The 26,102-nt window shown below is 70.8% G+C and carries 33 protein-coding genes and 1 riboswitch; of the genes, 23 read left to right on the top strand and 10 right to left on the bottom strand.

Translation table 11 applies throughout. The annotated features are described in order from the left end of the window. Positions 1-8: 8 nt before the first annotated feature. The 4 genes from BG418_RS17050 to BG418_RS17065 form a co-directional block, all read right to left on the bottom strand. On the bottom strand, positions 9-1,730 hold the full coding sequence (locus BG418_RS17050) for an urease subunit alpha (RefSeq protein WP_188274740.1): 1,722 nt from the start codon (positions 1,728-1,730) through the stop codon (positions 9-11). Beyond that, entirely contained in the window at positions 1,723-2,034 is a 312-nt protein-coding gene (locus tag BG418_RS17055; protein ID WP_188274741.1) for an urease subunit beta, read from the bottom strand. Before BG418_RS17055 ends, BG418_RS17050 begins: the two co-directional genes overlap by 8 nt. Before the next feature lie 16 nt (positions 2,035-2,050). After that, the gene (locus BG418_RS17060) at positions 2,051-2,353 is read right to left on the bottom strand and encodes an urease subunit gamma (protein ID WP_188274742.1); all 303 of its coding nucleotides are present in this window, start codon (positions 2,351-2,353) and stop codon (positions 2,051-2,053) included. A 210-nt stretch (positions 2,354-2,563) separates the two neighbouring features. Further along, positions 2,564-2,845, bottom strand: a complete 282-nt coding sequence (locus BG418_RS17065) for a type II toxin-antitoxin system Phd/YefM family antitoxin (protein ID WP_188274743.1) — start codon at positions 2,843-2,845, stop codon at positions 2,564-2,566. A gap of 357 nt (positions 2,846-3,202) precedes the next feature. Between BG418_RS17065 and BG418_RS17070 the strand changes: the two genes are divergently transcribed. The 6 genes from BG418_RS17070 to BG418_RS17095 all read left to right on the top strand — a co-directional run bounded on the left by BG418_RS17070 (position 3,203) and on the right by BG418_RS17095 (position 5,941). Then, positions 3,203-3,406, top strand: a complete 204-nt coding sequence (locus tag BG418_RS17070) for a hypothetical protein (RefSeq protein WP_188274744.1) — start codon at positions 3,203-3,205, stop codon at positions 3,404-3,406. A 2-nt stretch (positions 3,407-3,408) separates the two neighbouring features. Beyond that, complete coding sequence (locus tag BG418_RS17075; RefSeq protein WP_188274745.1) at positions 3,409-3,945, top strand: DUF6879 family protein; 537 nt, start codon at positions 3,409-3,411, stop codon at positions 3,943-3,945. Then, entirely contained in the window at positions 3,942-4,787 is an 846-nt protein-coding gene (locus BG418_RS17080) for a Scr1 family TA system antitoxin-like transcriptional regulator (RefSeq protein WP_188274746.1), read from the top strand. The genes BG418_RS17075 and BG418_RS17080 overlap by 4 nt, the downstream gene beginning before the upstream one ends. A gap of 87 nt (positions 4,788-4,874) precedes the next feature. Continuing rightward, entirely contained in the window at positions 4,875-5,090 is a 216-nt protein-coding gene (locus BG418_RS17085) for a hypothetical protein (protein WP_188274747.1), read from the top strand. Continuing rightward, positions 5,087-5,299, top strand: coding sequence for a hypothetical protein (locus tag BG418_RS17090; protein ID WP_188274748.1), 213 nt, complete (start codon positions 5,087-5,089; stop codon positions 5,297-5,299). The genes BG418_RS17085 and BG418_RS17090 overlap by 4 nt, the downstream gene beginning before the upstream one ends. Before the next feature lie 480 nt (positions 5,300-5,779). Next, positions 5,780-5,941 carry a hypothetical protein gene (locus BG418_RS17095; protein WP_188274749.1) on the top strand — a complete coding sequence of 54 codons (162 nt, stop codon included), beginning with the start codon at positions 5,780-5,782 and terminating at the stop codon, positions 5,939-5,941. A 147-nt stretch (positions 5,942-6,088) separates the two neighbouring features. Here the strand turns inward: BG418_RS17095 and BG418_RS17100 are convergent, their stop codons facing one another. Together BG418_RS17100 and BG418_RS17105 are read right to left on the bottom strand one after the other, a co-directional pair. Then, the gene (locus BG418_RS17100; protein ID WP_188274750.1) at positions 6,089-6,262 is read right to left on the bottom strand and encodes a hypothetical protein; all 174 of its coding nucleotides are present in this window, start codon (positions 6,260-6,262) and stop codon (positions 6,089-6,091) included. 194 nt (positions 6,263-6,456) lie between these two features. Further along, on the bottom strand, positions 6,457-6,651 hold the full coding sequence (locus BG418_RS17105) for a hypothetical protein (RefSeq protein ID WP_188274751.1): 195 nt from the start codon (positions 6,649-6,651) through the stop codon (positions 6,457-6,459). Positions 6,652-6,764: 113 nt separating this feature from the next. Here BG418_RS17105 and BG418_RS17110 point away from each other — a divergent pair, with 113 nt between their 5' ends. The 4 genes from BG418_RS17110 (at position 6,765) to BG418_RS17125 (ending at position 9,210) form a co-directional block, all read left to right on the top strand. Further along, positions 6,765-7,124, top strand: a complete 360-nt coding sequence (locus BG418_RS17110; protein WP_317453678.1) for a tyrosine-type recombinase/integrase — start codon at positions 6,765-6,767, stop codon at positions 7,122-7,124. Positions 7,125-7,286: 162 nt separating this feature from the next. Then, positions 7,287-7,919, top strand: coding sequence for an ATP-dependent Clp protease proteolytic subunit (locus BG418_RS17115; protein WP_188274752.1), 633 nt, complete (start codon positions 7,287-7,289; stop codon positions 7,917-7,919). A 5-nt stretch (positions 7,920-7,924) separates the two neighbouring features. After that, entirely contained in the window at positions 7,925-8,230 is a 306-nt protein-coding gene (locus BG418_RS17120) for a hypothetical protein (protein ID WP_188274753.1), read from the top strand. A gap of 337 nt (positions 8,231-8,567) precedes the next feature. Next, positions 8,568-8,733, top strand: a riboswitch (cyclic di-AMP (ydaO/yuaA leader). 3 nt (positions 8,734-8,736) lie between these two features. Then, positions 8,737-9,210, top strand: coding sequence for a C40 family peptidase (locus BG418_RS17125; protein ID WP_188274754.1), 474 nt, complete (start codon positions 8,737-8,739; stop codon positions 9,208-9,210). 98 nt (positions 9,211-9,308) lie between these two features. On the opposite strand, the gene BG418_RS17130 is transcribed toward BG418_RS17125, so the two are convergent. Further along, positions 9,309-9,740, bottom strand: a complete 432-nt coding sequence (locus tag BG418_RS17130) for an ATP-binding protein (protein WP_188274755.1) — start codon at positions 9,738-9,740, stop codon at positions 9,309-9,311. A 243-nt stretch (positions 9,741-9,983) separates the two neighbouring features. Between BG418_RS17130 and BG418_RS17135 the strand changes: the two genes are divergently transcribed. Together BG418_RS17135 and BG418_RS17140 are read left to right on the top strand one after the other, a co-directional pair. Further along, positions 9,984-10,841, top strand: a complete 858-nt coding sequence (locus tag BG418_RS17135; RefSeq protein ID WP_188274756.1) for a helix-turn-helix transcriptional regulator — start codon at positions 9,984-9,986, stop codon at positions 10,839-10,841. 12 nt (positions 10,842-10,853) lie between these two features. Then, positions 10,854-11,099, top strand: coding sequence for a DUF397 domain-containing protein (locus tag BG418_RS17140; protein ID WP_188274757.1), 246 nt, complete (start codon positions 10,854-10,856; stop codon positions 11,097-11,099). 24 nt (positions 11,100-11,123) lie between these two features. Here BG418_RS17140 and BG418_RS17145 read toward each other — a convergent pair whose 3' ends face one another. Next, entirely contained in the window at positions 11,124-12,266 is a 1,143-nt protein-coding gene (locus BG418_RS17145; protein WP_188274758.1) for an 8-amino-7-oxononanoate synthase, read from the bottom strand. 144 nt (positions 12,267-12,410) lie between these two features. On the opposite strand from BG418_RS17145, the gene bioB reads away from it, so the two are divergent. The 10 genes from bioB (at position 12,411) to BG418_RS17195 (ending at position 23,545) form a co-directional block, all read left to right on the top strand. Beyond that, positions 12,411-13,628, top strand: coding sequence for a biotin synthase BioB (bioB, locus tag BG418_RS17150; RefSeq protein WP_188274759.1), 1,218 nt, complete (start codon positions 12,411-12,413; stop codon positions 13,626-13,628). Then, positions 13,621-14,934 (top strand): adenosylmethionine--8-amino-7-oxononanoate transaminase, encoded by a 1,314-nt coding sequence (locus BG418_RS17155; RefSeq protein WP_188274760.1) that lies wholly within the window; start codon positions 13,621-13,623, stop codon positions 14,932-14,934. The genes bioB and BG418_RS17155 overlap by 8 nt, the downstream gene beginning before the upstream one ends. A 1-nt stretch (position 14,935) precedes the next feature. Next, complete coding sequence (bioD, locus tag BG418_RS17160) at positions 14,936-15,628, top strand: dethiobiotin synthase (protein WP_188274761.1); 693 nt, start codon at positions 14,936-14,938, stop codon at positions 15,626-15,628. Beyond that, the gene (locus tag BG418_RS17165; protein WP_188274762.1) at positions 15,628-15,981 is read left to right on the top strand and encodes a VOC family protein; all 354 of its coding nucleotides are present in this window, start codon (positions 15,628-15,630) and stop codon (positions 15,979-15,981) included. Before bioD ends, BG418_RS17165 begins: the two co-directional genes overlap by 1 nt. Before the next feature lie 94 nt (positions 15,982-16,075). Next, entirely contained in the window at positions 16,076-16,747 is a 672-nt protein-coding gene (locus BG418_RS17170; RefSeq protein ID WP_188274763.1) for a class I SAM-dependent methyltransferase, read from the top strand. An 81-nt stretch (positions 16,748-16,828) separates the two neighbouring features. Beyond that, positions 16,829-17,725 (top strand): ABC transporter ATP-binding protein, encoded by an 897-nt coding sequence (locus BG418_RS17175; RefSeq protein ID WP_188274764.1) that lies wholly within the window; start codon positions 16,829-16,831, stop codon positions 17,723-17,725. 6 nt (positions 17,726-17,731) lie between these two features. After that, entirely contained in the window at positions 17,732-20,296 is a 2,565-nt protein-coding gene (locus BG418_RS17180) for an ABC transporter permease (protein WP_188274765.1), read from the top strand. A gap of 170 nt (positions 20,297-20,466) precedes the next feature. After that, on the top strand, positions 20,467-20,892 hold the full coding sequence (locus BG418_RS17185) for a GNAT family N-acetyltransferase (protein WP_188274766.1): 426 nt from the start codon (positions 20,467-20,469) through the stop codon (positions 20,890-20,892). 176 nt (positions 20,893-21,068) lie between these two features. Further along, positions 21,069-22,529 (top strand): hemolysin family protein, encoded by a 1,461-nt coding sequence (locus tag BG418_RS17190; protein WP_188274767.1) that lies wholly within the window; start codon positions 21,069-21,071, stop codon positions 22,527-22,529. Continuing rightward, on the top strand, positions 22,526-23,545 hold the full coding sequence (locus tag BG418_RS17195) for a hemolysin family protein (RefSeq protein ID WP_188274768.1): 1,020 nt from the start codon (positions 22,526-22,528) through the stop codon (positions 23,543-23,545). Before BG418_RS17190 ends, BG418_RS17195 begins: the two co-directional genes overlap by 4 nt. 91 nt (positions 23,546-23,636) lie before the next feature. Here BG418_RS17195 and BG418_RS17200 read toward each other — a convergent pair whose 3' ends face one another. Further along, the gene (locus BG418_RS17200; protein WP_188274769.1) at positions 23,637-23,888 is read right to left on the bottom strand and encodes a holin; all 252 of its coding nucleotides are present in this window, start codon (positions 23,886-23,888) and stop codon (positions 23,637-23,639) included. A 266-nt stretch (positions 23,889-24,154) separates the two neighbouring features. Beyond that, positions 24,155-25,171 (bottom strand): maleylpyruvate isomerase family mycothiol-dependent enzyme, encoded by a 1,017-nt coding sequence (locus tag BG418_RS17205; RefSeq protein WP_188274770.1) that lies wholly within the window; start codon positions 25,169-25,171, stop codon positions 24,155-24,157. A gap of 64 nt (positions 25,172-25,235) precedes the next feature. On the opposite strand from BG418_RS17205, the gene BG418_RS17210 reads away from it, so the two are divergent. Continuing rightward, positions 25,236-26,036, top strand: a complete 801-nt coding sequence (locus BG418_RS17210) for an SGNH/GDSL hydrolase family protein (RefSeq protein ID WP_188274771.1) — start codon at positions 25,236-25,238, stop codon at positions 26,034-26,036. Positions 26,037-26,102: the final 66 nt, after the last annotated feature.

Consider the following 26,102-nt stretch of genomic DNA (forward strand, 5'->3'; position numbering starts at 1 on the left):
AGCCGCTCTCAGAAGAGGAAGTACCGCTGGGCCATGGGCAGTTCGGCGGCGGGCGCGGGTTCGACCGCGTCGCCGTCGATGGTCACCGTGAAGGTGTCCGGGTCGACCCTGACGTCCGGCAGGGCGTCGTTCTCGCGCATGTCGGCCTTGCCCACCCGGCGGGTGTTCTTGATGGCGACGAACTCCTTGTCCAGGCCGAGCCGTTCGGGCAGCCCGTCGTCGAGGGCGGCCTCGGACACGAAGTTGAGCGAGTTGGCCGCGGGTGCCTTGCCGTACGCGCCGAACATCGGGCGCGGCAGGATCGGCTGCGGGGTGGGGATGGACGCGTTGGCGTCGCCCATCTGCGCGTACGCGATCTGGCCGCCCTTGATGACGAGCTGCGGCTTGACGCCGAAGAACGCGGGCTCCCACAGCACCAGGTCGGCGAGCTTGCCCGGCTCGACCGAGCCGATCTCGCCGTCGAGGCCCTGCGCGACGGCCGGGTTGATCGTGTACTTGGCGACATAGCGACGCGCCCGGTGGTTGTCGGCCCGTCCGTCACCGGCGAGCGCGCCCCGGCGCACCTTCATGACGTGCGCGGTCTGCCACGTACGCATGATGACCTCGCCGATCCGCCCCATCGCCTGGGAGTCGGAGGACAGGATCGAGATGGCGCCCAGGTCGTGCAGGATGTCCTCGGCCGCTATGGTCGACGGCCGGATGCGGGACTCGGCGAACGACAGGTCCTCCGGCACGGCCGGGTTGAGATGGTGACAGACCATCAGCATGTCGAGGTGTTCCTCGATGGTGTTGATGGTGTGCGGCCGGGTCGGGTTGGTCGAGCTGGGCAGGACGTACGGCTCGGACACCACGGTGATGATGTCGGGCGCGTGCCCGCCGCCCGCGCCCTCGGTGTGGTACGCGTGGATGGAGCGGCCCGCGATGGCGGCGAGGGTGTCGCCGACGAAGCCCGCCTCGTTCAACGTGTCGGTGTGGATGGCGAGTTGGGCACCGGTCTCGTCGCAGACGCTCAGACAGGCGTCGATGACGGCCGGGGTCGCCCCCCAGTCCTCGTGGATCTTGAACCCGAGCGCGCCGCCGCGCAGCTGGGAGTGCATCGCCTCGCGCGACATGGTGTTGCCCTTGCCGAGCAGACCGATGTTGACGGGCGCGTTCTCCAGCGCCGCGAACATTCGGGCGAGGTGCCAGGGGCCGGGCGTGATCGTGGTCGCCTTGGTGCCCTCGGCGGGGCCGGTGCCGCCGCCGACGAGGGTGGTGATGCCCGAGGAGAGCGCCTGGTCGATCAGGGTCGGCGAGATGAAGTGGACATGGGTGTCCACCGCGCCGGCCGTGAGGATCTTCCCGTTCCCGGCGATGATCTCGGTCTCGGGGCCGATGACCAGATCGGGGTGGACCCCGTCCATCGTGTCGGGGTTGCCGGCCTTGCCGATGGCGGTGATGCGGCCGTCCCGGATGCCGATGTCGGCCTTGACGATCCCCCAGTGGTCGAGGACGACGGCGCCGGTGACAACGGTGTCGGGTGCGCCTTCGGCGCGGGTGGTGCGAGCCTGGCCCATCGACTCGCGGATCACCTTGCCGCCGCCGAACACCGCCTCGTCGCCGGAGCGTCCGGGCCCGCCGCAGCGGTCCTCCTCGATCTCCACGAGCAGATCGGTGTCGGCGAGCCGGATGCGGTCGCCGGTGGTGGGGCCGAACAGGTCGGCGTACACGGCACGGTTGAGCTCAGCCATCGAGAGGACCTCCGATCTCGCCGCGCAGCCCGGGCACGACCCGGCGTCCCGTGAAGGGGACGAGTTCGACGTCCACGGGGATGCCGGGTTCGAAGCGCACGGCGGTGCCCGCGGCGATGTTCAGCCGCAGCCCGCGGGCGGCGGCGCGGTCGAAGTCCAGGCCGGGGTTGGCCTCGGCGAAGTGGTAGTGCGAGCCGACCTGTACGGGCCGGTCGGCGGCGTTCAGGACGGTCATCCGGGTGACCTCGCGGCCCTCGTTGAGGGCGACGGGCTCGTCCGCGAAGAGGATCTCTCCTGGGATCATCGGCTCCGCTCCCCCGTCAGACGATCGGCTCGTGCACGGTGACGAGCTTGGTGCCGTCGGGGAAGGTCGCCTCGACCTGGACGTCGTGGATCATCTCCGGGATGCCGGGCATGACCTCCTCGCGGGTGAGCACCTTGCGCCCGGACGCCATGAGTTCGGCGACCGTACGACCGTCGCGGGCGCCTTCGAGGATGTGCGAGGTGATCAGCGCGACGGACTCGGGGTGATTGAGCCTCACCCCGCGCGCCCGGCGCTTCTCCGCGACGTCCGCGGCGACATGGATGAGCAGTCTCTCCTGCTCGTGCGGCGTCAGTTGCACGCTTCCCACCTCACTGTCGTGCCCAGAGCGGGTGACTCCCGCCTCGACGCTGCGGGACCCTATCCGAGTTCAACACTCTGTTGACCTGGGGTTCCCTGCTCCGCAGCGAGGCATTGCACGTTACGGCGGAAGTTTTTCCGGCTCGTTAACTGACGCTTTGCATATTCATGGCCAATACATCCATCGTCGGCTCCGGCGATCCGGAAGCGTTCAGTCACCCGCCGGCGGCTGCCGGTGCTCGGCTGCGATGCCGAACCGTCGCCGTTCGCCGGGAGCGGATGCGACCTGGCGCACCGACGACACCGAGCTGATCACCCGCTCCTCGTCCGACTCCGTCGCACCTTCGAGTCGTTCCAGGTCAGCGGCGGACACCAGGGCGACGAGGGGCTTGCCGTGCCGGGTCACGACGACGCGCTCCCCGCCGTACACCACGCGGTTGATCAGCTCGGCGAGCTCAGCTCGGGCTTGCGTCACCGGAATCTCGTAGGCCATGCTCCCCAGCTTATCCGGGGGTCAAGCAGTCCGGATGGTCCACGGAGAGACATAAAAAGGCAGGTCAGAGACTCTTTGCGCGCACGCGCGCAAGCTGACGCCCCTGACATGTCAGAGGTGTCAGCTGCTTTCGGGGCGCCGGTCGTAAGCTCCAGGGTCGCCTTCGCGGTCGACGATGAACTCCAAGGGCCCCACTCCCGTCCGGAGTGGGGCCCTTCGGCATGTCCGGCTACCGGCTGCCGTCGTTGCGCGCAACACTCCGGTGTGGCCGCCGATTCGCAATCGGCCGCAATCCCCGCCACAGGCGCGGATGTCTGTCGCATCCTGGTTGCCCGACCAGCGCAGATGGAGGGCGACATGACGCTCAGGTTCATCGGCACCACCAGCGAGTACGGCAACTGCCCCACCCTGTACGAGGTCGTTGAGACCGGCGACATCGTCGTACAGGGGGACCAGCTGACGGACCCCGAGCACCTCGGGCAGCTCCGCGACGTCGGAGCGGGTGAGGCGTTTGTCGTCATCCCTCGCGATCTGCTCACGCGATTCGCGCCGAAGGAGTGACCTTGCCGCCTCTGATCCCGTTCGACGAGATCATCCACCTGTTCTCAGAGTTCCAGCACACGGCCTTTCGACTGGAGACACGCCGCGGCTACGCCTCCGACCGGCAGGGGCAACGCTTCCAGGCATTCATGCAGGGCATCGCCCCGCAGCCCGAGCCGGACCATCCGTGGAACATCAACGTGCGCGAACGGGCGGCGCAAGGTGCCCGGTTCTCCCGAGTCCGCATCATCGACGAACCTCCAACCGACGGACAGCGGTTCCTGATGGCGGCGGCGGCCGGAAACATCGCGGCCGGCGAAGACATCCGTGTTCTGCGTCGCTCCGAGGCCGAGCGGCTGTACTTGCCCGGCTTCGACCTGTGGCTGTTCGACTCGCGCATCCTGGTTCGCCTCGACATCGACGACACAGACACCACGCTCGGCGTTGAGGTCATCGAGGACCCCGCCGAAGTGCTGGCTGCGTGCCGGGCACGGGATGCGGCTTGGCGCTGCGCAGTGCCTACTGCCGAGGTCTGGGCGCAGGTACGTTCGTCCGTGTGAGCACGGACTTTCAGAGCGCCAGGATCGCCCTCGGTGCGCGCTTGCGAGAGCTGCGTACCGAGGGTGGCCTCAACGGCAAGGACATTGCCGCCCGTCTCGGCTGGGCACGGTCCAAAGTGTCGCGGCTGGAGAACGGCAAGCAGACGGCGACCGCCGAAGACCTCGACGCCTGGGCAGCCGCGGCAGGCGCGCCAGAGCAGGCCGACGACCTCAAGAGCCGTCTGCGTGGCCTGGAATCCCAGCAACGTTCGTGGCGGCGTCAGCTGGCCGCTGGGCAGCGTCCCGTGCAGGACCGGTACGTCGTCGAATACCGCAGCACCACCGTCGTGCGCGGGTACGAGGCCACCGTCATTCCCGGGCTGTTCCAGACCCCGGACTATGCCCGCCACCTGATGGCCAAGAACGCCGAGTTACTGCAGTCCACCCCGCGCGATACCGACGCGGCTGTCCAGGCGCGGATGAGACGGCAGGAAGTCCTGTATGAGACGGGCAGGCTGTTCCGGGTCCTGATCTGGGAAGGCGCCCTCCATGCACTGATCTGTCCGCGCGAGGCGATGGCCGGCCAGTTGGACCGGATCGTCGGTCTGATCGGCATGAGCACGGTGGAGCTCGGGATCGTACCGTTCGGCGCGCCGCTCAAACTGAGCCCGAAACACGGCTTCTGGATCTTCGATGAGGAGCGCGTGGTCGTCGAAACCATCAACACGGAGCTGCAGTTCGAGTCCGCCGACGACGTTGCTCTGTACGGGCGGGTGTGGGACGGGCTCAACGAGGCGGCGGCCTACGGCCCGCACGCGCATCGCCTGATCGCGCGTGCTCGGACCCAGATGCACCCCGGATAAGCAATCGGCGCGAACCGCCTCACATGTACGCGCAATCCGGCGCAATCGGTCAGCCGGGCCGCAATCGCGGTGCCTAGCGTGCTGGCCATGCCTTCAGATGCACCCCACCAGCAGCAGTCGGTCGACGCGGCGCAGTACCGGATTTGCGAGATCTGCAAGGAACCGGGTGCCGACGTCATCACGTACATGTACATCAGCGAGAGCGGCGGCGGGCAGTCCCGCTACGCACATCGCCCCTGCGCCGCGACAGCCGAGATCTCCGCTGTCGACGCACCGGCATCGGCGCCGACGGTCTTGCCATGACGGCCGCGCTCAGACGCCTGCCGCACTACAACACCCTGTCGCAGGCGCAGCGCCGCGGCATCACCTGCGTATGGTGCGGCCTCGTGCTCACCGCAGCATCAGCGGTCGACCTGGGGCCGCAACCACTTCGCATCCTCGACTACACGACGAGCTGGTTCCCAAGAACCTGCCGTCAGCACGCCAACGGACCGGAGGGCGAAGCATCGTGACCCGCATCTGCTGCGTCTGCGACAAGCCCATCGAGGGGAAAGCCGAAGTACTGCCGAGGTTCTCGTCGAGCGGTGCCCGGCCCGACGCCTACCGGCACCCCGCCAACACCCCCGGCTGCGGCCTTAAGCCGCGCCGTACTCCCTAGCCTCGTCAAACCCCTGCGGCCCGCAGCACCCCCTCGGCGGGCCGCAGACGGGAAAGCCCCGGCCGGGGCTTCTGCGTGCGCTACGCGCCTGCGTCTGGACGCCGTGGAGTGCCCGGCGCCCCTGAAACCGCTGATCCGCAGACGTCGGCGCTGCCCCGACGGTACCGTCCTGCCTTCGACGATTCCTGGGGGAACCATGGGGTGGATCAAAGACGCCAAGGCAGAAGCGATCAGCAAGGAAGCTCAACGAGCCATAGACGAGGGCCGGACGGTGTTCGTGTGCCGCGTCAACCAGGGGGCACTGCAAAGCAACTTCTCGGGATCCTTGTCAGGGGTGGCTGAGCAGATCGAGGCGATCGAGGCCGTGGGCTGGCAGCTCGATCAAGCGTCCTTCTCCCACGACCACAAGGACCACGCCTCGGCGTTCCTGATCTTCCGTAGGCCGAAGGCTGCCGCGCCGTCCGTACAGCGCCAGGCCACTTGGGGCGGTCAGTGACACCCGCGCCGCCCTCGGCTACGACACCTAGGGCTCTCCAACGGGTCTGGGTCGACCCGCCGGACTCTGCAAGGAAACGTCCACCCCAGTTTTCCGGGCCATGGTCGGGTTGAGCCCGGAACCCTATGGGGTGGACAAGGCACGCTTTCAGGCAAGGACCTGCTTCACGAAGGTGATGATCGCTTCGGCGCTGTCTCGCAGGAAGGAAAGACCGTTGTTTACGGTGCCTGCGGCGTCTGCCGCGTTGGCGGGTGCCACCGCGACCGCAAGGACAACTGCCGTGGCTCCGAGGGTGGCCGCTACGCGCTTGAAGGTAGTCATATCCGATGAACGAGGAGCGGTTGCTCCGGCTCTTGAAGCACGCCGACAGCCACTCGGACCGGTGGGTTCCGGTCTCTCTGACCAGATCGCACCTCCGGCAAGTCGGTCACACGACCCGTCAGACACACCCTAGGACGCCTACTGCACCGCCGAGTTCAGAAGGCCCCGGCCGGCCGCTACCCCCGGCCGGGGCTTCAACGTACGGCGTCCAACTCGGAGATGACGTCATCCAGATCGGCCAGACGGGCAGGAGCGGCACCGAACCGGCGGCCCGTCACCGCGATGTACCGCTCCCGCGAGTAGAGCTCGGGGTCTGCGGCCGGCGGAGTCGCCGGGCTCCGGTGGGCCGACCTCGACTTCGAGGCGGCAACCCTCGCGGTGGCCAACACCCGGACCATGGTGGGGAATGCGCGGGTCCTGGAGAAGGACACCAAGTCCGAGGCCGGCGAGCGGACCCTGCCCCTGCCCGAGCCGGTACGGCTGGCCCTGCTGAACTTCCGGCGTGATCCAGGCGGCCGAGCGCGCGGCGATGGGGTCGTACTACATCGACTCGGGTTACGTGTTCGTCGATCTGCTCGGCCAGGCGATGAGCACCCGTCAGCTGCGGGAGCATGCTTACGCGCTGATGGCGAAGCTGGATCTGCGCCGGGTCCGGCTGTACGACGCCCGGCACTCCTGCCTGACCTTCCTGGCGGTCAACGGAGTCGCCGACACGATCCTCGCGGCGTGGGCCGGGCACGCGAACGCCTCGTTCACGAAGCGCGTGTACGTCCATCCGACGGCCGCCGACATGGGCACTGCGGTGATCCATCTCAACGAGCCTCTGGGCGTCGCCAACGTCCAGCCTGGCACCACTATGTGAGAGAAGGTGAGATTTCAGCTCTCACGCCGAGAGCGAAACCGCCTCTGACCTGTTGCCTCTCCTCGATCGCTAGGCCATGCTCCCCATCATATCGGCCTGTACGTCCTGTACATTTTTTACAGAGACCCCGGGTCATGAGTCCGGTACGAGATGAGGTACGTCATGCACGGCCCAGCCGCCCGCTATGTCCTGCCCGAGTTCACCGAGCGCACCTCGAACGGGGTCCGCACCCTCGACCCCTACTCCGAGCTGCTCGAAGAGCGCATCGTCTTCCTCGGCACCCCCGTCGACGACACCACCGCCAACGATGTGATGGCCCAGTTCATGCATCTGGAGCACGCGGACCCCGACCGGGACATCTCGCTCTACATCAACTCCCCCGGCGGCTCGCTCACCGCGATGTCGGCGATCTACGACACGATCCGGTTCGTCACCTGTGACGTGGAGACGGTCTGCATCGGCCAGGCCGCGTCCGCCGCAGCGGTGCTGCTCGCCGCGGGCACCCCCGGCAAGCGGCTCGCGCTGCCGGGTGCGCGGGTGCTGATCCACCAGCCGTCCGTCGAGGAGCCGTTGCGGGGCCAGCCGTCCGATCTGGAGATCTACGCGGCCGAACTCCAGCGCGGGCGCGCGATGTTGACCGAGCTGCTTGCCAAGCACACCGGCCGGTCCGTCGAGCAGGTGAGCGCCGACATCGAGCGGGACACCATCCTGGACGCCCAGGGCGCCGCCGCGTACGGCCTGGTCGACCATGTCGTGTCCAGCCGCAAGAACTCCCGTACGCAACCGGGGAGGTAGAGCACGTGGTGCCCGAACTGCCGCCGCTGCCCGCGCTCACGCGCGCGGAGGGCGAGTTCATCGACGCGTATCTCGACGCCCTGGACCAGTTGGGCCGGATCAACCCCGCCCGGCACTCGGACACCTATGGCGCGCTGCGGGCCGCGCAGGCGCTCGTGGGGCGCGCGGTGGCGCTGCGGGACGCGCTGACGACGATGCATCTGCGCGGCGAGAGCCAGCTGCACTCCGAGACGCTGGCGCGGGCCCTGCGGGTGCTCGACGGGGAGCGCCGGGCGGGTCGCGTCACGGTGCCGCCGCCCTCCGCGAGTTGATGCCTCACAGGCGCCCGGACGGCACCTTCGTTGGTACGAGTCGGCGTCCCCCGTTCGCACCATCCGATGGTCCGAACGACGTATCAGTTCCCTTGCGCCATATGGGCAGACACGCGACGGAACATGTCATTCCGACGCTGGTACGGGGCTGGTCGGACCCCCTGCGGAAGGCTTCAAAACATCCGCGTCCACCCGAACGGGTCAGTCGTGAGGAGCCTCACAAAACGCCGTTTCGGCTCGGAAATCCGACACTTCGTGGGTCAAGATCCCTTCCGACGACAAGCCCCCGCCACCGAGGCGGGGCGGTCCGGGCGGACGCCGAGTCCTGCCGCCGTACCCGGATGACTGGTCGACTGATGGATCGGCAGGAGTGGAGGACCCGAGCAGTGCGGGCCGACCGGGCAACCGGGAGGCCCTTGGGGTGAAGCCGCGTGAGCGGCCGGGCATCTTCGCCAGTCCGAACCCGACAGGTCATCCTTCGCAGGCGGTTTGACGAAGGGTCGCGCATGTCTGCGCAGAATCACGTCCCGTCCCTGCTGACTCGTGTCGGCGCGGTCTCCGCACTCACTCTGGCCGCCGTGGGCGGCACCTTGCTGGCGCCGGGCGCCACGAGTGAGGCGAGCGCCGCGACACTCGCGACGAAGGCGCTCAATGTCGCCGCGTCGAAGAAGGGATCGCCCTACCAGTACGGGGCCAGCGGCCCGTACCGGTTCGACTGCTCGGGGCTCGCCGCCTACTCGTACAAGCAGGCGGGCAAGAAGCTGCCGCGCACCACGCAGCAGCAGTACAACAGCACACGCCACATCTCGTCGTCCTCGCGCCAACGCGGTGACCTGGTCTTCTTCCACTCCGGCTCGAACGTCTACCACGTGGGGATCTACGCCGGCGAGGGGAAGATCTGGCACTCCCCCAAGACCGGGTCCGTGGTCCGGCTGGAGAAGATCTGGTCCAGCAGCGTCTGGTACGGCCGCGTGCGCTGACAGCGGCTCGTACGGGGCGGTGAGCGCGGGCGCCCGCGCTCACCGCCTTCGCCCGGCGGCCGGACGGCCCCGGCTCCGGGCGTTCGGTTCCGGACCGCTCAGCTCTGGACGGGGGCCGTCCACGGCAGAGCGATCCAGACGGTCTTGCCGCCCTCGGGCGTCGGCGTCACCGACAGACGCCCCCCGCACTCGGCGGCCAGCCAGCGAATGATCACCATGCCCCGCCCGTTGTCCTGCTGGACGGCGGCGGGAAGACGTTTCGGCCAGCGTGGATGGCTGTCGGTCACGCCGATGTGCAACTGCTCGTCGCACTCCAGGCGCATGTCCACGGTGAATGTGGGCGACTGGCCGAAAGTGTGCTGTACGGCATTGGTCGCGAGTTCGGAGACGATCAGGCGGATCGTATCCGCGGTTTCGCCGTCCGACGCGAGACCCCACTCGGTGAGTACGCCGGCGACATATCTACGGGCGGCGGAGACCGAGGCGGGATCGCTCGGCAGAGTGACGGTTGATTCCTGATGGTCTGCCATGGCGACGCTGTCCCTTTCCCACCCGGACCGGCCCGCTTGACCCGCGACGAGCGGACAAACGCGAGGACGGCCCGGACATGTGCTTCGCGCCAGAGTGCCACTCATCGTGCCGTTGGATGCGCCGATCCACCAAGATATGCATATATCTGTCGCTCAAAGCGGTGAACTCTGCGCCGAAGGACCGTATTTGGGCGCCACACTTGCCCATCGCCCGAATCGCCGCCGGGTGGGAGGAGACCCAAGATGTGGCACGGTCCCGCGGTACGCCGCCGCAAGCTCGGTGAGGAGCTGCGGCGGCTGCGTGTCGCGGCCGCCCTCACCAGCGCCGAGGTGGCCCGGCAACTCGGCTGGCACCAGTCCAAGGTGAGCCGGATCGAGACCGGCCGCAGCGGTGTGAAGCCGGCCGACGTGGCCCGGCTGCTCGAACTGTACGGCGTCGACGACCCGCGCCTCCGCGCCCTGCTGGAAGCGCTCGCGGGCTCGGCCGACGGGCGCGCGGACCAGTGGTGGCAGGCCTATCGTGGGCTGTTGCCGCCGCAGTACCGGGACTTCATCAGTCTGGAGTCGCAGGCGTCGGCGGCGCGCACCCTGGAGACGTCGGTGGTGCCGGGGCTGCTCCAGACGCCCGAGTACGCCCGGGCGGTGACCCGGGCCGCGCTCCACGGGCTCGACGCGGCACGGGTGGACTCACTGGTCCAGGTGCGCCTCGCGCGCCAGGAGGTGCTGCGGGCGGATCCGCCGCTGCGGCTCAGCGCGGTGGTCGACGAGGCGGCGCTGCGCCGCGAGGTGGGCGGGGCGGCCGCGATGCGACGGCAGTTGCGGTATCTCGTGGACATGGCGCAACTGCCCCAAGTCCGGCTGCGGGTGCTGCCTTTCAGCAGCGGTGGCCATATCTGTCTCACCGGGCCTTTCGTTATCTTCTCCTTTCCGCACATTTCCGATCTGGACGTGGTTGTTATCGACCACTTGACGAGTAGCCTCTATCTCGAACGGAAAGAAGACCTTGAGGCGTACGGCGCCGCGTTCCACACGGTCGAGGCGCAGGCCCTTTCGTACAAGGAATCGTTGAATCTCATCGCCGGGCTCGCTGACGGCGCGTAAGGGAGGCATGTGATGCCCGAACCCCCCGCGCATGTACCTTCCAGCACTTCTCTGAACGGCGCGCAGTGGCGGCGCAGCAGCCGCAGTGTAGGAATGAACAATTGCGTCGAGACAGCACGTATCGACGCAGCGACGCTGGCCGTCCGTGACTCCAAGAGGACCACCGGACCCGCGCTCCTCTTCGGAACGCGGGCCTGGCACGGTTTTCTCACGGGTCTGTCCACCGGGCTCGACGAGGCGCCCGACAGCAGGAGTTGAGTACGTGAACGGGGGAACGGGGGACTAGGCGGTGGGCGCGGTCCGCAGGATCGTGTCCACCGCCCACTCGATCTGACTCTGTGTCAAATCTGCTCGGGCGGTCAGCCGCAGCCGGGAGATGCCGTCCGGCACCGACGGCGGGCGGAAGCACCCGACCACGAGCCCGGCGGCCCGGCAGTCGGCCGCCCAGCCCACCGCCGCCTCCGGCGAGGGCGCCCGCACCGACACCACGGCCGCGTCCGGGCGTACCGCCGTCAGACCCGCGGCCGTCAGCCGTCCGTGCAGCTCGGCCGCCACTTCGCGGGCCCGGCCCGCCCGTTCGGGCTCGCCGCGCAGCAGCCGCAGCGCCGCCAGGGCGCCGCCCGCGGCGGCGGGTGCGAGGCCGGTGTCGAAGATGAACGTACGGGCCGCGTTGACGAGGTGCTGGATGACCTTGGCCGGGCCGAGGACCGCGCCGCCCTGGCTGCCGAGCGACTTGGACAGGGTGAGCGTGGCGACCACGTCGTCCCCGCCCGCGAGCCCGGCCGCGTGCAGCGCGCCGCGCCCGCCCTCGCCCAGGACCCCGAGGCCATGGGCGTCGTCCACCACCAGGGCCGCGCCGAACTCCCGGCAGGCGCCGATGAGTTGGGGCAGCGGCGCGGCGTCGCCGTCCACCGAGAAGACCGAGTCGCTGACGACCAACGCGCGCCCGTCGTGCGCCTCCAGGGTCTTGCGCACGGCCTCCGGGTCCGCGTGCGGGACCACGGCGGTCTCCGCGCGCGCGAGGCGGCAGCCGTCGACGATCGAGGCGTGGTTGGCCGCGTCGGAGACGATCAGCGAGTCGCGCTCCCCCAGCGCGGTCAGCGCCGCGAGGTTGGCCGCGTAACCGGAGGAGAAGACCAGCGCCGCCTCGAAGCCGCAGAACTCGGCGAGCTCCGCTTCCAGCTCGGCGTGCAGCGCGGTGGTGCCGGTGACCAGGCGGGAGCCGGTGGCCCCGGCGCCCCAGCGGCGGGCGGCCGCGGCCGCGCCCTCGGTCACCGCCGGGTGCCGGGTCAGCCCCAGGTAGTCGTTGCTCGCCAGGTCCAGCAGATCCTGGTCGGCGGTGCGCGGCCGGAGCACCCGGACCAGACCGGCGCGCTCGCGCCGCTCGGTCGCTCCGTCGATCCAGTCGAATGGCGCTCGGGGCATGGTGAAGATCCCTTTTGTAGGCAGCGCACAGACCCTATTCCGCCGCAACCGAGGTCAGGGTGTGGCAATACACACACCTTCCAAGGGCGCAGTTGTACGATCCCTCCTTGGCTGGAAGCGGTGTCTTGGGCAAGGATCTGGCCCATGGACCTGCTGAACACGCTGGTGGACAAGGGGCTGCGGCGCGAACTGCCGAGCCGCGAAGAGGCGCTCGCCGTACTGGCGACCTCCGACGAGGAACTGCTCGATGTGGTGGCCGCGGCCGGCAAGGTGCGCCGCCAGTGGTTCGGGCGGCGGGTGAAGCTCAACTACCTGGTGAACCTGAAGTCCGGGCTGTGCCCCGAGGACTGTTCGTACTGCTCGCAGCGGCTCGGCTCCAAGGCCGAGATCCTGAAGTACACCTGGCTCAAGCCCGACGAGGCGTCCAAGGCCGCCGCCGCGGGTGTCGCGGGCGGCGCGAAGCGGGTCTGCCTGGTGGCCAGCGGCCGCGGCCCGACCGACCGCGACGTGGACCGCGTCTCGCAGACGATCGAGGCGATCAAGGAGCAGAACGAGGGCGTCGAGGTGTGCGCCTGCCTCGGTCTGCTCTCCGACGGCCAGGCCGAGCGGCTGCGCGCGGCGGGCGCCGACGCGTACAACCACAACCTCAACACGTCCGAGGGGACGTACGGGGACATCACGACCACCCACACCTACGCCGACCGCGTGGACACCGTGCAGAAGGCGCACGGGGCCGGGCTCTCCGCCTGCTCCGGGCTGATCGCGGGCATGGGCGAGAGCGACGAGGACCTGGTCGACGTGGTCTTCGCGCTGCGCGAGCTCGACCCGGACTCGGTGCCGGTCAACTTCCTCATCCCGTTCGAGGGCACTCCGCTGGCCAAGGAGTGGAACCTCACCCCCCAGCGCTGCCTGCGCATCCTCGCCATGGTGCGGTTCGTCTGCCCGGACGTCGAGGTGCGCCTGGCGGGCGGCCGTGAGGTGCATCTGCGCTCGATGCAGCCGCTGGCCCTGAACCTGGTCAACTCGATCTTCCTCGGCGACTACCTCACCAGTGAGGGCCAGGAAGGCAAGGCGGACCTGGAGATGATCGCGGACGCCGGTTTCGAGGTGGAGGGCGCGGGCACCACGACGCTGCCCGAGCACCGCGCCGACGCGCTCGCCGCCGGTGGCTGCGGTTCGCACGCCCAGAGCGGCTGCGGCTCGCACGAGGGCGGTGCGTGCGGTTCGCACGAGGGCGGCGCCTGCGGCCCGTGCGGCGAGAGCGCGCCGGTGGCCGCTGCCGCCGAGGTTCCCGAGGCGCGTACGGACCTGGTCGCGGTGCGCCGCCGCGGCGCGGGCACGGATCTGGCCCCCAATGCCTGATCGCACGCCCTCGTACGACGTCGCCGAGCTGCGGGCCCTGGACCGCCAGCACGTCTGGCACCCGTACGGCCCCATGCCGGGCCGTACGGAACCGCTGGTCGTGGAGTCCGCATCCGGGGTCCGGCTGCGGCTGGCCCAGGAGACGCAGGGACACCGCGAGCTGGTCGACGGCATGGCCTCCTGGTGGTCGGCGCTGCACGGCTACAACCACCCGGTCCTCAACAAGGCCGCGCACGGCCAGCTGGACCGGATGAGCCATGTGATGTTCGGCGGGCTCACCCACGAGCCCGCCGTCCGGCTCGCCGTGAAGCTCGTCGAGATCACGCCCGAGCCGCTTCAGCACGTCTTCCTCAGCGACTCGGGCTCGGTCTCGGTCGAGGTCGCCATCAAGATGTGCCTGCAGTACTGGAAGTCGGTCGGCAAGCCCGCCAAGCAGCGGCTGCTGACCTGGCGCGGCGGCTACCACGGCGACACCTGGCAGCCGATGTCGGTGTGCGACCCCGACGGCGGCATGCACTCCCTGTGGTCCGGCCGACTGCCGGAGCAGGTCTTCGCGGACGCGCCGCCGACCGGCTACGACGCGGAGCCCGACGAGGCGTACGTACGCCATGTGCGGGACCTGATCGCGCGCCACGCCGATGAAGTGGCCGCGGTGATCGTCGAGCCGGTGGTGCAGAACGCGGGCGGGATGCGGTTCCACACCCCCGCGTATCTGCGGGTGCTGCGCGAGGCGTGCGACGAGCACGGCGTGCTGCTCGTCTTCGACGAGATCGCCACCGGCTTCGGCCGCACCGGCACGCTCTTCGCCTCCGAGCACGCGGGCGTCTCCCCCGATGTGCTGTGCGTCGGCAAGGCGATGACCGGCGGCTATATGACGATGGCCGCGACGCTGTGCACCACCGAGGTCGCCGAAGGCATCTCCTCGGGCGAGGTCCCGGTCCTGGCGCACGGCCCGACCTACATGGGCAACCCGCTCGCGGCGTCCGTCGCCTGCGCCTCCATCGACCTGCTGCTCTCGCAGGACTGGCAGGGCGAGCTGAAGCGGCTGGAGAACGGGCTGCGCGACGGTCTGGGCGAGCACGCCGGACTGCCCGGGGTGAAGGACGTACGCGTCCTCGGCGGCATCGGTGTGGTCCAGCTCGACCACGAGGTGGACGTGGCGGCGGCGACCCGGGCGGCGGTGCGGGAGGGCGTGTGGCTGCGCCCGTTCCGCGACCTCGTCTACACGATGCCGCCCTATGTGACGGACGACGCGGATCTCGCGCGCATCTGCCGAGCGGTGGGCGCGGCGGCTCGGGAGGGCTGAGATGACGGTACTGATCGTGAGCGGTACGGGCACGGAGATCGGCAAGACGGTCGTCACGGCGGCCGTCGCCGCCCTGGCGCGCGCCGCCGGGCGCAGCGTCGCCGTCCTCAAGCCGGCCCAGACCGGGGTCGCCCCCGGCGAGGACGGCGATGTGGCGGAGGTGCGGCGCCTCGCGGGCGACGACATCACCGGGACCGAACTCGCTCGGTTCCCCGAGCCGTTGGCCCCCGACACCGCCGCACGGCGGGCCGGGCTCACCCCGGTGCGCCCGGCCGACGTCGCCGAGGCGGCCGAGAAGCTGGCCGCCGAGCACGATCTGGTCCTCGTGGAAGGCGCGGGCGGGCTGCTCGTCCGCTACGACGACGAGGGCGGCACGCTCGCGGACGCGGCACGTCTGCTCGGCGCGCCCGTCCTGGTCGTCGCCCCGGCCGGACTGGGCACACTCAACATGACGGCGCTGACCGCCGAGGCACTTGAGGCCCGAGGTCTCGCGTGCGCGGGCGTGGTCGTCGGCAGCTGGCCCGCCGAGCCGGACCTGGCCTCCCGCTGCAACCTGGCAGACCTGCCCAAGGCGGCGGGCTCGCCCCTGGTCGGCCTGGTGCCGGAAGGGGCCGGGCGGCTGTCCGGCCCGGACTTCCGCGCGGCGGCGCCGAGTTGGCTCGGCCCGGAGCTCGGCGGCGACTGGAGTCTGTGATGGCGGTCTTACGGGCACGGCTGCGCCAGATCGTCGTCGACTGCGCCGCCCCGGACCGCCTCGCGCGGTTCTGGGCGGCGCTGCTCGGCGGCACCCCGGTGGTCCGCGACGCGGGCTGGACGTATCTCGACGCGCCGGGCACCCTCCGGCTCGCCTTCCAGCGGGTTCCGGAGGCGAAGGCGGGCAGGAACCGGCTCCATCTCGACCTCGCGGTGGAGGACGTCGCCCGCGCCCGGGCCGCCGCCGTACGCCTGGGCGCGAGGGCGGTGGGGGCGACGGTGACCGATGCCCAGGGCTCCTTCCAGGTGATGCGCGACCCGGAGGGGAACGAGTTCTGCTTCGTGAGCGGGTGACGGCTTCCTGAGCGGGTGACGGCCGGGCGGGGCGGGGACAATCCCGGTGACCGCCTCCGCCCGTCCGCCACCCGTCCGCTGGGAGGGTCCCCCCATGGAGCAGCGTGCCAAGATCGCCCCGAACGCCGTGCACCACCCGCTGTTCGCCCGGTTCTACGCCCGGTTCGGCGAGGCGGCCGACCGGCGTGGCGACATCGCCGCGTACCGCCGCGACCTGCTCGCCGGGCTGAGCGGCCGCGTCATCGAGATCGGCGCGGGCACCGGCCTCAACTTCCCGCACTACCCGGCCGCCGTCGCCGAGGTGGTCGCCATCGAACCCGAGCGCGCACTGCGCGCACACGCGGTCCGGGCGGCGCTGCGCGCGGACGTGCCGGTGGATGTGGTGCCCGGGGCCGCCGAGGCGCTGCCGGTCAAGAGCGAGGCGTTCGACGCGGCCGTGGTGTCGCTGGTGCTGTGTTCCGTACGCGATGTACCGCGCTCGCTCGCCGAGATCCGCCGTGTGCTGCGCCCCGGCGGCGAGCTGCGCTTCTTCGAACACGGGCTGGCCGAGGGCCGGATGGCTTCGGCGGTCCAGCGCACGGCCGACCGAACGCTGTGGCCCCTTCTCTTCGGCGGCTGCCACACCGCACGCGATCCGCTGGTGGCGATCGAGACGGCGGGCTTCCCGCTCGTCGAGTTCCGGCGGCTGCGCCTGCCGGCGAGAGGCCCGTGGCATCCCGCCTCGCCCTGTGTGCTGGGCACGGCCCGGCGCCCGGATCCGGACTGATCTCCCCCTTCCGCCGGATGGCCCCGCTGCCTGCGCGGCTCTACGCTCGTATGCCGTACGGGAGTCCGGCCCAGCAGTGCCATGACCCGGGAGGCGGCCTTGTCGACAGCTGCGAGTGAAGGGGTCGCCGCCCGGGCACGGGCGCTGACCAAGGCGTACGGCACGGGCGAGACGACGGTCCTGGCGCTCGACTCGGTCGACGTGGACATCGCGCGCGGCCGGTTCACCGCGGTCATGGGCCCCTCCGGCTCGGGCAAGTCCACGCTGATGCACTGTCTGGCCGGGCTCGACTCGGTCTCGGCGGGTCAGGTGTGGCTCGGCGACACCGAGATCACCGGGCTCAAGGACCGTGAGCTGACCCGGCTGCGGCGCGACCGGATCGGCTTTATGTTCCAGGCGTTCAACCTGCTGCCGACGCTCACGGCCGCCGAGAACATCACGCTGCCGATGGACATCGCCGGGCGCAAACCCGACCGGGAGTGGCTGGAGCAGGTCATCGACACGCTGGGGCTGCGCGACCGGCTCAAGCACCGGCCCGCGCAGCTCTCCGGCGGGCAGCAGCAGCGGGTGGCGTGCGCCCGGGCGCTGGCGTCCCGGCCGGAACTGATCTTCGCGGACGAGCCGACCGGGAACCTGGACTCGCGGGCGGGCGCCGAGGTCCTGACGTTTCTGCGGGAGGCCGTGGACCGGCTCTCGCAGACGGTCGTGATGGTCACGCACGACCCGGTCGCGGCGGGCGGGGCCGATCTGGTGCTGTTCCTGGCGGACGGGCGGATCGTCGACGAGATGCCCCGGCCGACGGCGGAGGCGGTCCTGGACCGGCTGCGGCTGTTCTCCGGCGGACCGGACACCCCGTCCGGCGCGTCCGGTTCCGCGTCCGGCGGACCCGGATCGACGGGAGCGGTCGAGTCCACGGGAGCGGCCGACGCCACCGATCCCGACACCCGCCCCGGCTTCGACTCGTTGCGCAAGGGCTGAGCGGCCGTGCTGAAGGCGACCCTGCGCAGCTTCCTCGCCCACAAGGGACGGCTGCTGCTGTCCGCGCTCGCGGTGATCCTCTCGGTGGCGTTCGTCGCCGGTTCGCTGATCTTCTCGGACACCGTGGCCCGTACGTTCGACAGGCTCTTCGCCTCGACGTCCGCCGATGTGACGGTCGCTCCGGCCAAGGAGTTCGACGAACAGGTCTCGTCCGGGGTGACCCGTACGGTCCCGGCGTCGCTCGCGGACCGGATCGCGGCCGTCGACGGGGTGGCCGGGACGCACATCGACGCGGAGGTCCAGAACATCACCGTCGTCGACGCCGCCAACAAGTCGGTCGGCCCGACCAGCGGCGCCCCCACCATCGCCACCAACTGGTATGTCACCAAGCGCAGTCCGGTGAAACTGACGAGCGGTCATGAACCGCACGGCCCGGGCGAGGCGCTGCTCGACAAGGACACCGCCGACAAGAAGCACGTGCGCATCGGCGACTCGCTGACCGTGCTGGCCCAGCCCGGCTCCTTCAAGGTCCAAGTCGTCGGCATCGCCACCTTCACCACCACCAACCCCGGCGCGGCGCTGGTCTTCCTGGACACCCCGACCGCGCAGACCAGGCTGCTCGGCAAGGCGGACGCCGCCAGCGCCATCTCGGTCGACGCGGCCCGGGGCGTCTCCGACGAGGTCCTGAAACAGCGCGTCGCCGCCGCCGTCGGCCCCTCGTACGACCTCAAGACCGCCGCCCAGCAGGCGAAGTCGGCCACCGACCAGCTCGGCGGCTTCCTCGACGTCATCAAGTACGTGATGTTGGGATTCGCCGGGGTCGCCACACTCGTCGGAATCTTCCTGATCGTCAACACCTTCTCGATGCTGATCGCCCAACGCACCCGGGAACTGGGCCTGTTGCGGGCACTCGGCGCGGACCGGCGCCAGGTGCGGCGGTCGGTGCTCCTCGAAGCACTGCTGCTCGGCCTCGTCGGCTCCACGCTGGGACTCGCGGCCGGGATCGGTCTCGCCGCCGGGCTCATGGCCCTGATGAGCCTGCTCGGGATGAAGCTCAGGGCCACCGAGATGGTGATCGGCTGGGGCACGCCGGTGGCGGCGTACGCGGTCGGCGTGGGCGTGACGTTCGTCGCCGCGTATCTGCCCGCCCGCCGGGCCGCCCGGGTCTCGCCGATGGCGGCCCTCGCGGACGCCGAAGTGTCCGGTATCGGGCGGCCGTTGCGGGTCCGGGCCGTGGTCGGCACGCTGCTCGCGGCGGCCGGTGCGGCGGCGATCGCCGGGTGCGCGGCGTCCAAGAAGACGGCGACCGCCTCCTCGCTGCTGGGCCTCGGCGTCCTGCTCACGCTGATCGCGGCCGTGGTGGCGGGTCCGCTGCTGGTACGGCCGGTGATCCGGGTGCTCGGCGCCGCCTTCCCGCGGCTGTACGGTCCGGTGGGCCGGATGAGCCAGCGCAACGCCCTGCGCAACCCGCGCCGTACGGGCGCCACCGCGTCCGCGCTGATGGTGGGGATCGCCCTGGTCGCCGGGCTGTCGGTGGCCAGCGCCTCGATGACCAAGTCGTTCGACCAGGAGATCGACCGGACGCTGGGCGCCGACTTCGTCGTACAGAACCGCAGCTTCCAGCCGTTCCCGCAGGAGATCACCGCGAAGGTGCGGGCCGTGAAGGGCGTGGACACGGTCGTACGCCAGCGGTACGCGCCCGTGCGCCTCACGCTGCCCGACGGCAGGACTCCCCGTACTACGGCGTCCGGCTACGACCCGCAGCTCGACGACGTCGCCCATCTCACCTACGCGTCGGGCGGCTCGGCGGAGGCCCTGGCGCCTGGGAACCTGGCGATGGACCGCGGCTACGCGCGCGACCATCACCTCCGCCTCGGCGACTCGCTGCCCGTCACGTTCTCGACCGGCGCGCGGGCGCGGCTGAAGGTGGCGGCGCTGACCAACATGGACACGTCGGGCGGATTCGGCGTGGAGGGCGGGGTGTTCATGGGGCTCGCCACCGTGGAGCGCTATCTTCCGGGCGGTCAGGACGCGGCGGTGTTCGTCAACGCCGCGAGCGGCACCAACCCCGAGCAGCTGCGCACCGCCCTGGAGAAGGCCCTCGACCCGTATCCGCAGGTGCAGGTGCGCAACCAGGCGGACTACAAGAAGCTGATCCGCGATCAGATCGCCGTGATGCTCTACCTGGTGTACGCGCTGCTCGGCCTCGCGATCGTGATCGCGGTCCTCGGCGTGGTCAACACCCTCGCCCTGTCGGTGGTCGAGCGGACCCGGGAGATCGGACTGCTGCGCGCCATCGGGCTCTCGCGGGTCCAGCTGCGCCGCATGATCCGGCTGGAGTCCGTGGTGATCGCGGTGTTCGGAGCGCTCCTCGGGCTCGTCCTGGGGCTGGTGTGGGGCGTGGGCATCCAGCAGGTGCTCGCGCTCCAGGGCCTGAAGGCGTTCGCCGTGCCGTGGACGACGGTGATCGCGGTGGCGGTGGGCGCGGCGGCCGTGGGCCTGCTGGCGGCGCTGCTCCCGGCGCTGCGTGCGTCACGGATGAATGTGCTGACGGCGATCGCGCACGAGTAGCGGGTGGCGCACTTCCGGGAGGCGCGCTGTGTGCGAGGGTGCGCGTTCCCGAGGCAGAGGGCGGCGCGTTCCGGGAGGCGCTGTGCGCGAGGACGCGCGTTCCCGGGGCGCGCCTCCCACATCCTGAAACCGGGTCGCCCGGGGCGCGGCGGCGGTGATGGGATACCACCATGGGCGATCTTCGGATACGTACGGCGGGCCCCGGCGACCTCGACGCGGTCCTCGCGTTCTGGAAGACGGCCGCCGAGGGCACGAGCATCAGCGACGACCGCGACGGCGTCGCGCGCCTGGTCGCCCGCGACCCGCAGGCCCTGATCCTGGCCGAGCGCGACGGTGAGCTGGTCGGCACGGTGATCGCGGGCTTCGACGGCTGGCGCTGCCATCTGTACCGGCTCGCGGTCCACCCGGACCACCGCCGGCGCGGCATCGGCGGCGCGCTCCTGGACGCGGCCCACGAGCGTTTCGTACGGCTGGGAGGGCGGCGCGGCGACGCGATGGTCCTGGACCGCAACGAGCGGGCACACCACGCCTGGCGCGCGGCCGGGTACACGCCGGAGCCGCAGTGGTCCCGCTGGGTCAGGCCACTGGGTGACTGAACCGGCCTGCACCGACCACCCCACTTTGCCAGTGCTTTACCATGGGTGGACCGTCCCACGACTGAAAGGTGTGAGCGTCCGCCCATGGGCGAGCCTCCCAGTACCCGTCCCCGTACCGGTACCCGACATCGCGCGATCCTCCTGGCCCTGCCCGATCATGGGACGGAGGTGACCCGATGACCGAAGTGCTTCTGCTCCTGGTGGCCGTGCTGCTGTCGCTGGCCTGCGGGGCCTTCGTAGCGGCCGAGTTCTCGCTCACCACCGTCGAGCGCGGCGAGCTGGAGCGGGCCGTCGAGCGCGGCGAGCGGGGTGCGAGCAGCGCCCTCAAGGCCGTGCGCAGCCTCACCTTCCAGCTCTCGGGCGCCCAGCTCGGCATCACCGTCACCAATCTGGTGATCGGTATGCTCGCCGAGCCCTCGATCGCCAAGCTGATCAGCGGCCCCCTCGGTTCCCTCGGCCTGTCCGGCGCCGCCGCCCACTCGGTCGCGCTGGTCCTCGGCACCGCCCTGTCGACCGTCTTCCTGATGGTCGTCGGCGAGCTCGTCCCGAAGAACTGGGCCATCTCGGCGCCGCTCGCGGTGGCGAAGGTCGTCGCGACGCCGCAGCGCGTCTTCAGCGCGGCCTTCCGCCCGTTCATCAGCCACCTCAACAACACCGCCAACCGCATGGTGCGCCGTCTGGGCCTGGAGCCCGCCGAGGAGCTGGCCTCCGCCCGCACCCCGCAGGAGCTGGTCGCGCTGGCCCGCCACTCCGCCAAGGCGGGCGCCCTGGAGGCGGACACCGCCGAGCTCTTCGTGCGTACGCTCAACCTGGCGGAGCTCGACGCCGAGAACGTGATGACCCCGCGCGTGCAGGTCACCGCGCTTGAGGTGCACGCGACCGCCGAGGACGTCGCGAACGCCACGCGCGCGACGGGCCTGTCCCGCTTCCCGGTCTACCGGGGCAGCCTCGACACGGTCGTCGGCATCGCCCACATCAAGGACGTCCTCGCCATACCCGCCGAGCAGCGGCCCCGCCACCCGGTGACCGAGCTGCTGCGCGAGCCCCTGCTCGTACCGGAGACGCTGACCGTGGACCGGCTCCTCGACCAGCTGTACGGGCGGCGGACCATGGCCGTGGTCATCGACGAGTACGGCGGCACCGCCGGGGTCGTGACCCTGGAGGACATCGTCGAGGAGGTCGTCGGCGAGGTGCGGGACGAGCACGACCCGCACGAGACGTCCGACCTGGCCCGCTCCGGCGAGGACGCCGACGGCCGCCTGCTCTACTCGGCCGACGGCGCCGCCCGCACCGACCAGCTGGAGACCATCGGACTGCGCGTCCCCGAGGGCCCGTACGAGACGCTCGCGGGCCTGATCGCCACTGTGCTCGGGCGGATCCCGACGGTCGGCGACAGCGTGGAGCTGGCCGGCTGGCGCCTCGACGTGGTCGACGCGTCGGGCCGCCGCGCGGCGCGCGTACAGCTGCACGCGCCGCTGCGGACGGATGAGGGCGACGAGAACGAAGACGGCGCCGGGGGCACCCGACGTCGTGGTCGGGGCACGAGGCATCAGGGCAAGAGCTCCGGGCGCCATGACAAGGGCGCCGAAGGCCACGGCAAGGGCAGCGGGCGTCATGACAAGGGGGCCGGCCGATGACCGTCATCCAGTTGATCATCGGTCTGGCGACCCTGGTCGTCAACGCGTTCTTCGTCGGCGCCGAGTTCGCGCTGATCTCGGTGCGCCGCAGCCAGATCGAACCGCTCGCCGAGCAGGGCAACCGCCGTGCGCGCAGCGTGATCTGGGGTCTGGAACATGTGTCGGCACTGATGGCGGCGGCCCAGCTGGGCATCACGCTGTGCACCCTGGTGCTCGGTGTGGTCGCCGAGCCCGCCATCGAGCATCTGCTTGAGCCGGTGTTCCACCTGGTCGGGATGCCCGAGGGCGCGGTGCGGCCGGTCTCGTTCTTCATCGCGCTCGCCGTGGCCACTTATCTGCACATGCTGCTCGGCGAGATGGTGCCGAAGAACATCGCGCTCGCCGAGCCGGCCAGGACCGCCCTGCTCCTCGGACCGCCGCTGGTCACCCTGGCACGGGCGCTGCGCCCGGTGATCTTCTCGATCAACGCCTTCGCCAACACCCTGCTGAAGCTGCTGCGCGTCGAGACCAAGGGCGAGGTCGCCGCGACCTTCTCGGACGACGAGCTGGCCCGGATGGTCACGGACGCGGGCGACGCCGGTCTGCTCGACGACCGGGCCGCCGAGCGGCTGCACGACGCCCTTGAACTGGGGCGACGGCCGGTACGGGACGTGGTGGTCCCGCTGGAGCAGGTCGTCCACACCCCGGCGGGCACGACCCCGGAGGAGCTGGAGCGCCTTGCCGCGCTCTCGGGCTTCTCCCGCTTCCCGGTCGTCGACCCCGGCAACCGCATCCTCGGCTATCTGCACGTCAAGGACGCGCTGGACGCCGCGCCGCGCGATGTGGCGTTCCCGGCGACGGCACAGCGGCCGATCGCCCGGGTCAAGGCCTCGACCCCGCTGGACGACGTCCTGACCGCGATGCGCCGCAGCCGTACGCACCTCGCGGCGGTACTCGACGACGACGGCCGACTGGCCGGCCTGGTCACCATGGAGGACGTCCTGCGTGAGCTGGTGGGTCGGCCGGAGGGGGCGTAGGTCTGCGGCGCACCGGGTCTACGGGGTGTGGGCCTGCGGTCGCGCGTGAAGCCGGGGCGCCGTGCGAGGCGCCCCGGCGGCGGGACGCCGCTCAGGCAACGTGCTTGGCAGGCACGTCGGTTCCCGTGGTCTCGGTGAGGCCCGGGCCCGGCCGCCCCACCCCCGCCGAACCGACCGCCATCAGTATGGAGAGCAGCGTCGCCATGCCCGCGGTCGCGAGCGCCGCCTTCCAGTCGACGTCGAGCAGATTGGTCGCCCCCGCCGTCAGCACCGCGGCGAGCGACTGGGCGAAGGTGCGGATGGCCCGCTCGGCGGTGGCCTTCCAGAAGGCTTTGGTGAACATCGATCGCTCGCTCTCTCGTCGCGTCGGCAGGTGGTGCGGTGATCAGTCAACCAAGTGGGGCGGCGAAACCGTGAGTTGAGGTGCTCCTGGCATACCGCGGAACACGCCACGCGGACAGGGGCCCGGCAGCAGCCGGGCCGCATCGATACAACACCCGGGATCCGCCGTCCGCGACGATGGCCGGAATTCGCCGTCGTGCCAGCGGGCGTGCGAGGTCGCCAGAGGTCGCGGGACATCGGCGGAGGCCGCCCGAGGCCCACCGGACGTCAGAAAGCCATCGCCGCCAACCAGGCGTCGAGCACCTCACGGTCGCCCATGACCGTGAACTCCGCGTCGCCGGGCGCCCGTCGGCCGTACACCAGGAGCAGCAGGTCACCCGAGGGACCCTCGACGCTCACCGTGGCCTCGCCGCGTGCGGTGTTCTCCCAGCGGAAGCCGCCCTCACCGCCGAGGACGACCGTCCAGGCAGCGCCGGTGTCGGTGGCCCGCAGCCGCAGCGAGGCGCCGTCACGGCCGAGCGCGGCGACGCGTTCGACGATCCAGTCGAGGCACTGCAGGTTCTCCAGGAACTCCTCGATGCCGTCGCCCGCCGTACACGCCTCGATGCGCGGTACCCGCCCCAACGCCAGCTCCGCGTCCGCGAGATGCACCACGGCCTCGAAGAGCAGCCGCCGGGCGTAGAACCGCACATGCTGGTCGGCGCCGTACGACCACATCGGCGTCTCGGGATCGGCCGCGCGCAGCACCCGCAGCGACTCCTCGACCCCCGCCGCCAGCCACTCGGGGTACTCCGTCGCGTCGTCCGGAACCTCCATCGGCACGTCCCGCACCCAGACGCTTTCGGTGACCCGGTGGCGTACGAGATGGGCCGCCCAGCGGTGCGCGACGGCGTGGTGACGGGTGAGGTCGGCGATGGTCCAGCCCGGACAGGTGGGCACCGGCGTCGCCGGATCGACCGCGCGCACGGTCTCGACGAACCGCCGCACATTCACCTGGAGGGCGTCGCAGTACAGCTCGTGCTGGTCCTCGTCGAGCCCGAAGCCGTCGCCGACCTTGAGGAGGTCGTCGCGCCAGGGCCCCTCGGGCTCGCGCAACGCGGCCGCCCGGAACAGCGCGGAGAGCCGCCGGCGATCCGCCGGAGCGAGCCGGTCCAGGATGTACGCGCTGCCTTCCAGCCACTTCACGGCGGTATCGGGGTCGAGTACGTCGTCGTCGCAGGTGTCCACCGCGGTCACCAGGCCCGCGAGCGCCTCCGCCAGCGCCTGCTCCAGTGCCTCGCTCATCCGCTTCTCCTCACCGTCTCCACCCGGACCGCGCGACACTACCGCGCGGTACGATCGCTCCGCCATGGAGATGCATGCCAGCTACACAAGCTTTGTCGCAGTCGGCGATTCCTTTACCGAGGGCATGTCCGACCTGATGCCCGACGGCTCGTACCGCGGCTGGGCGGATCTGCTCGCCGCCCGCCTCGCCGCCCGGACGCCCGACTTCCGGTACGCCAACCTCGCCGTGCGCGGAAAACTCATCGGCCAGATCGTCGACGAGCAGGTCGCCCCCGCGGCCGCCATGCGGGCCGACGTGGTGACCCTGGTCGGTGGCCTCAACGACGCCCTGCGCCCCAAGGTCGACATGGGCAGGGTGCGCGGGCTGCTCACCGAGGCCGTCGAGAAGCTGACGCCGTCGTGCGGCCAACTCGTCCTGATGCGCAGCCCCGGCCGCAACGGCCCCGTGATGGAACGCTTCCGGCCTCGCATGGAAGAGCTCTTCGCCCACATCGACCAACTCGCCGCCGAACACGGCGCGTTGGTCGTCGACCTGTACGGCGCCCCGGTGCTCGGCGAACCCCGCATGTGGGACGTCGACCGGCTCCATCTGACCGCCGAGGGCCACCGCCGGGTCTGCGAGGCCGTCTGGCAGACGCTCGGACTCCCGGCCGAGAACGACTGGCTCGCCCCACTCCCGCCCGCCCCGCAGCCACGCTGGGCAACGCGCCGCGTGGCCGACGCACGCTTCGCCCGCCAGCACCTGGTGCCCTGGATCGGCCGCCGCCTCACCGGCCGGTCCTCGGGCGACGGCCGCCCCGCCAAACGCCCCGAGCTCCTGCCGTACGAGACGACCCCGCCGGCCGATCCGGCCCCGCAGCCATAGACGTACGACCGGCGCGAGACCCTCTCGTAGCAATCCACAAACCGGACCGGGGCACTGGCCTGCAGA

The sequence above is a fragment of the Streptomyces sp. CBMA152 genome (assembly GCF_014596475.1).
Taxonomy (GTDB): domain Bacteria; phylum Actinomycetota; class Actinomycetes; order Streptomycetales; family Streptomycetaceae; genus Streptomyces.

Bases quoted from the DNA above. Each gene is read 5' to 3' on its own strand.
- BG418_RS17050 (WP_188274740.1), bottom strand. From the start codon at position 1,730: ATGGCTGAGCTCAACCGTGCCGTGTACGCCGACCTGTTCGGCCCCACC.
- BG418_RS17055 (WP_188274741.1), bottom strand. From the start codon at position 2,034: ATGATCCCAGGAGAGATCCTCTTCGCGGACGAGCCCGTCGCCCTCAAC.
- BG418_RS17065 (WP_188274743.1), bottom strand. From the start codon at position 2,845: ATGGCCTACGAGATTCCGGTGACGCAAGCCCGAGCTGAGCTCGCCGAG.
- BG418_RS17070 (WP_188274744.1), top strand. From the start codon at position 3,203: ATGACGCTCAGGTTCATCGGCACCACCAGCGAGTACGGCAACTGCCCC.
- BG418_RS17085 (WP_188274747.1), top strand. From the start codon at position 4,875: ATGCCTTCAGATGCACCCCACCAGCAGCAGTCGGTCGACGCGGCGCAG.
- BG418_RS17090 (WP_188274748.1), top strand. From the start codon at position 5,087: ATGACGGCCGCGCTCAGACGCCTGCCGCACTACAACACCCTGTCGCAG.
- BG418_RS17100 (WP_188274750.1), bottom strand. From the start codon at position 6,262: ATGACTACCTTCAAGCGCGTAGCGGCCACCCTCGGAGCCACGGCAGTT.
- BG418_RS17115 (WP_188274752.1), top strand. From the start codon at position 7,287: ATGCACGGCCCAGCCGCCCGCTATGTCCTGCCCGAGTTCACCGAGCGC.
- BG418_RS17125 (WP_188274754.1), top strand. From the start codon at position 8,737: ATGTCTGCGCAGAATCACGTCCCGTCCCTGCTGACTCGTGTCGGCGCG.
- BG418_RS17130 (WP_188274755.1), bottom strand. From the start codon at position 9,740: ATGGCAGACCATCAGGAATCAACCGTCACTCTGCCGAGCGATCCCGCC.
- BG418_RS17135 (WP_188274756.1), top strand. From the start codon at position 9,984: ATGTGGCACGGTCCCGCGGTACGCCGCCGCAAGCTCGGTGAGGAGCTG.
- BG418_RS17140 (WP_188274757.1), top strand. From the start codon at position 10,854: ATGCCCGAACCCCCCGCGCATGTACCTTCCAGCACTTCTCTGAACGGC.
- BG418_RS17145 (WP_188274758.1), bottom strand. From the start codon at position 12,266: ATGCCCCGAGCGCCATTCGACTGGATCGACGGAGCGACCGAGCGGCGC.
- bioB (WP_188274759.1), top strand. From the start codon at position 12,411: ATGGACCTGCTGAACACGCTGGTGGACAAGGGGCTGCGGCGCGAACTG.
- BG418_RS17155 (WP_188274760.1), top strand. From the start codon at position 13,621: ATGCCTGATCGCACGCCCTCGTACGACGTCGCCGAGCTGCGGGCCCTG.
- bioD (WP_188274761.1), top strand. From the start codon at position 14,936: ATGACGGTACTGATCGTGAGCGGTACGGGCACGGAGATCGGCAAGACG.
- BG418_RS17165 (WP_188274762.1), top strand. From the start codon at position 15,628: ATGGCGGTCTTACGGGCACGGCTGCGCCAGATCGTCGTCGACTGCGCC.
- BG418_RS17170 (WP_188274763.1), top strand. From the start codon at position 16,076: ATGGAGCAGCGTGCCAAGATCGCCCCGAACGCCGTGCACCACCCGCTG.
- BG418_RS17175 (WP_188274764.1), top strand. From the start codon at position 16,829: ATGACCCGGGAGGCGGCCTTGTCGACAGCTGCGAGTGAAGGGGTCGCC.
- BG418_RS17185 (WP_188274766.1), top strand. From the start codon at position 20,467: ATGGGCGATCTTCGGATACGTACGGCGGGCCCCGGCGACCTCGACGCG.
- BG418_RS17190 (WP_188274767.1), top strand. From the start codon at position 21,069: ATGACCGAAGTGCTTCTGCTCCTGGTGGCCGTGCTGCTGTCGCTGGCC.
- BG418_RS17195 (WP_188274768.1), top strand. From the start codon at position 22,526: ATGACCGTCATCCAGTTGATCATCGGTCTGGCGACCCTGGTCGTCAAC.
- BG418_RS17200 (WP_188274769.1), bottom strand. From the start codon at position 23,888: ATGTTCACCAAAGCCTTCTGGAAGGCCACCGCCGAGCGGGCCATCCGC.
- BG418_RS17205 (WP_188274770.1), bottom strand. From the start codon at position 25,171: ATGAGCGAGGCACTGGAGCAGGCGCTGGCGGAGGCGCTCGCGGGCCTG.
- BG418_RS17210 (WP_188274771.1), top strand. From the start codon at position 25,236: ATGGAGATGCATGCCAGCTACACAAGCTTTGTCGCAGTCGGCGATTCC.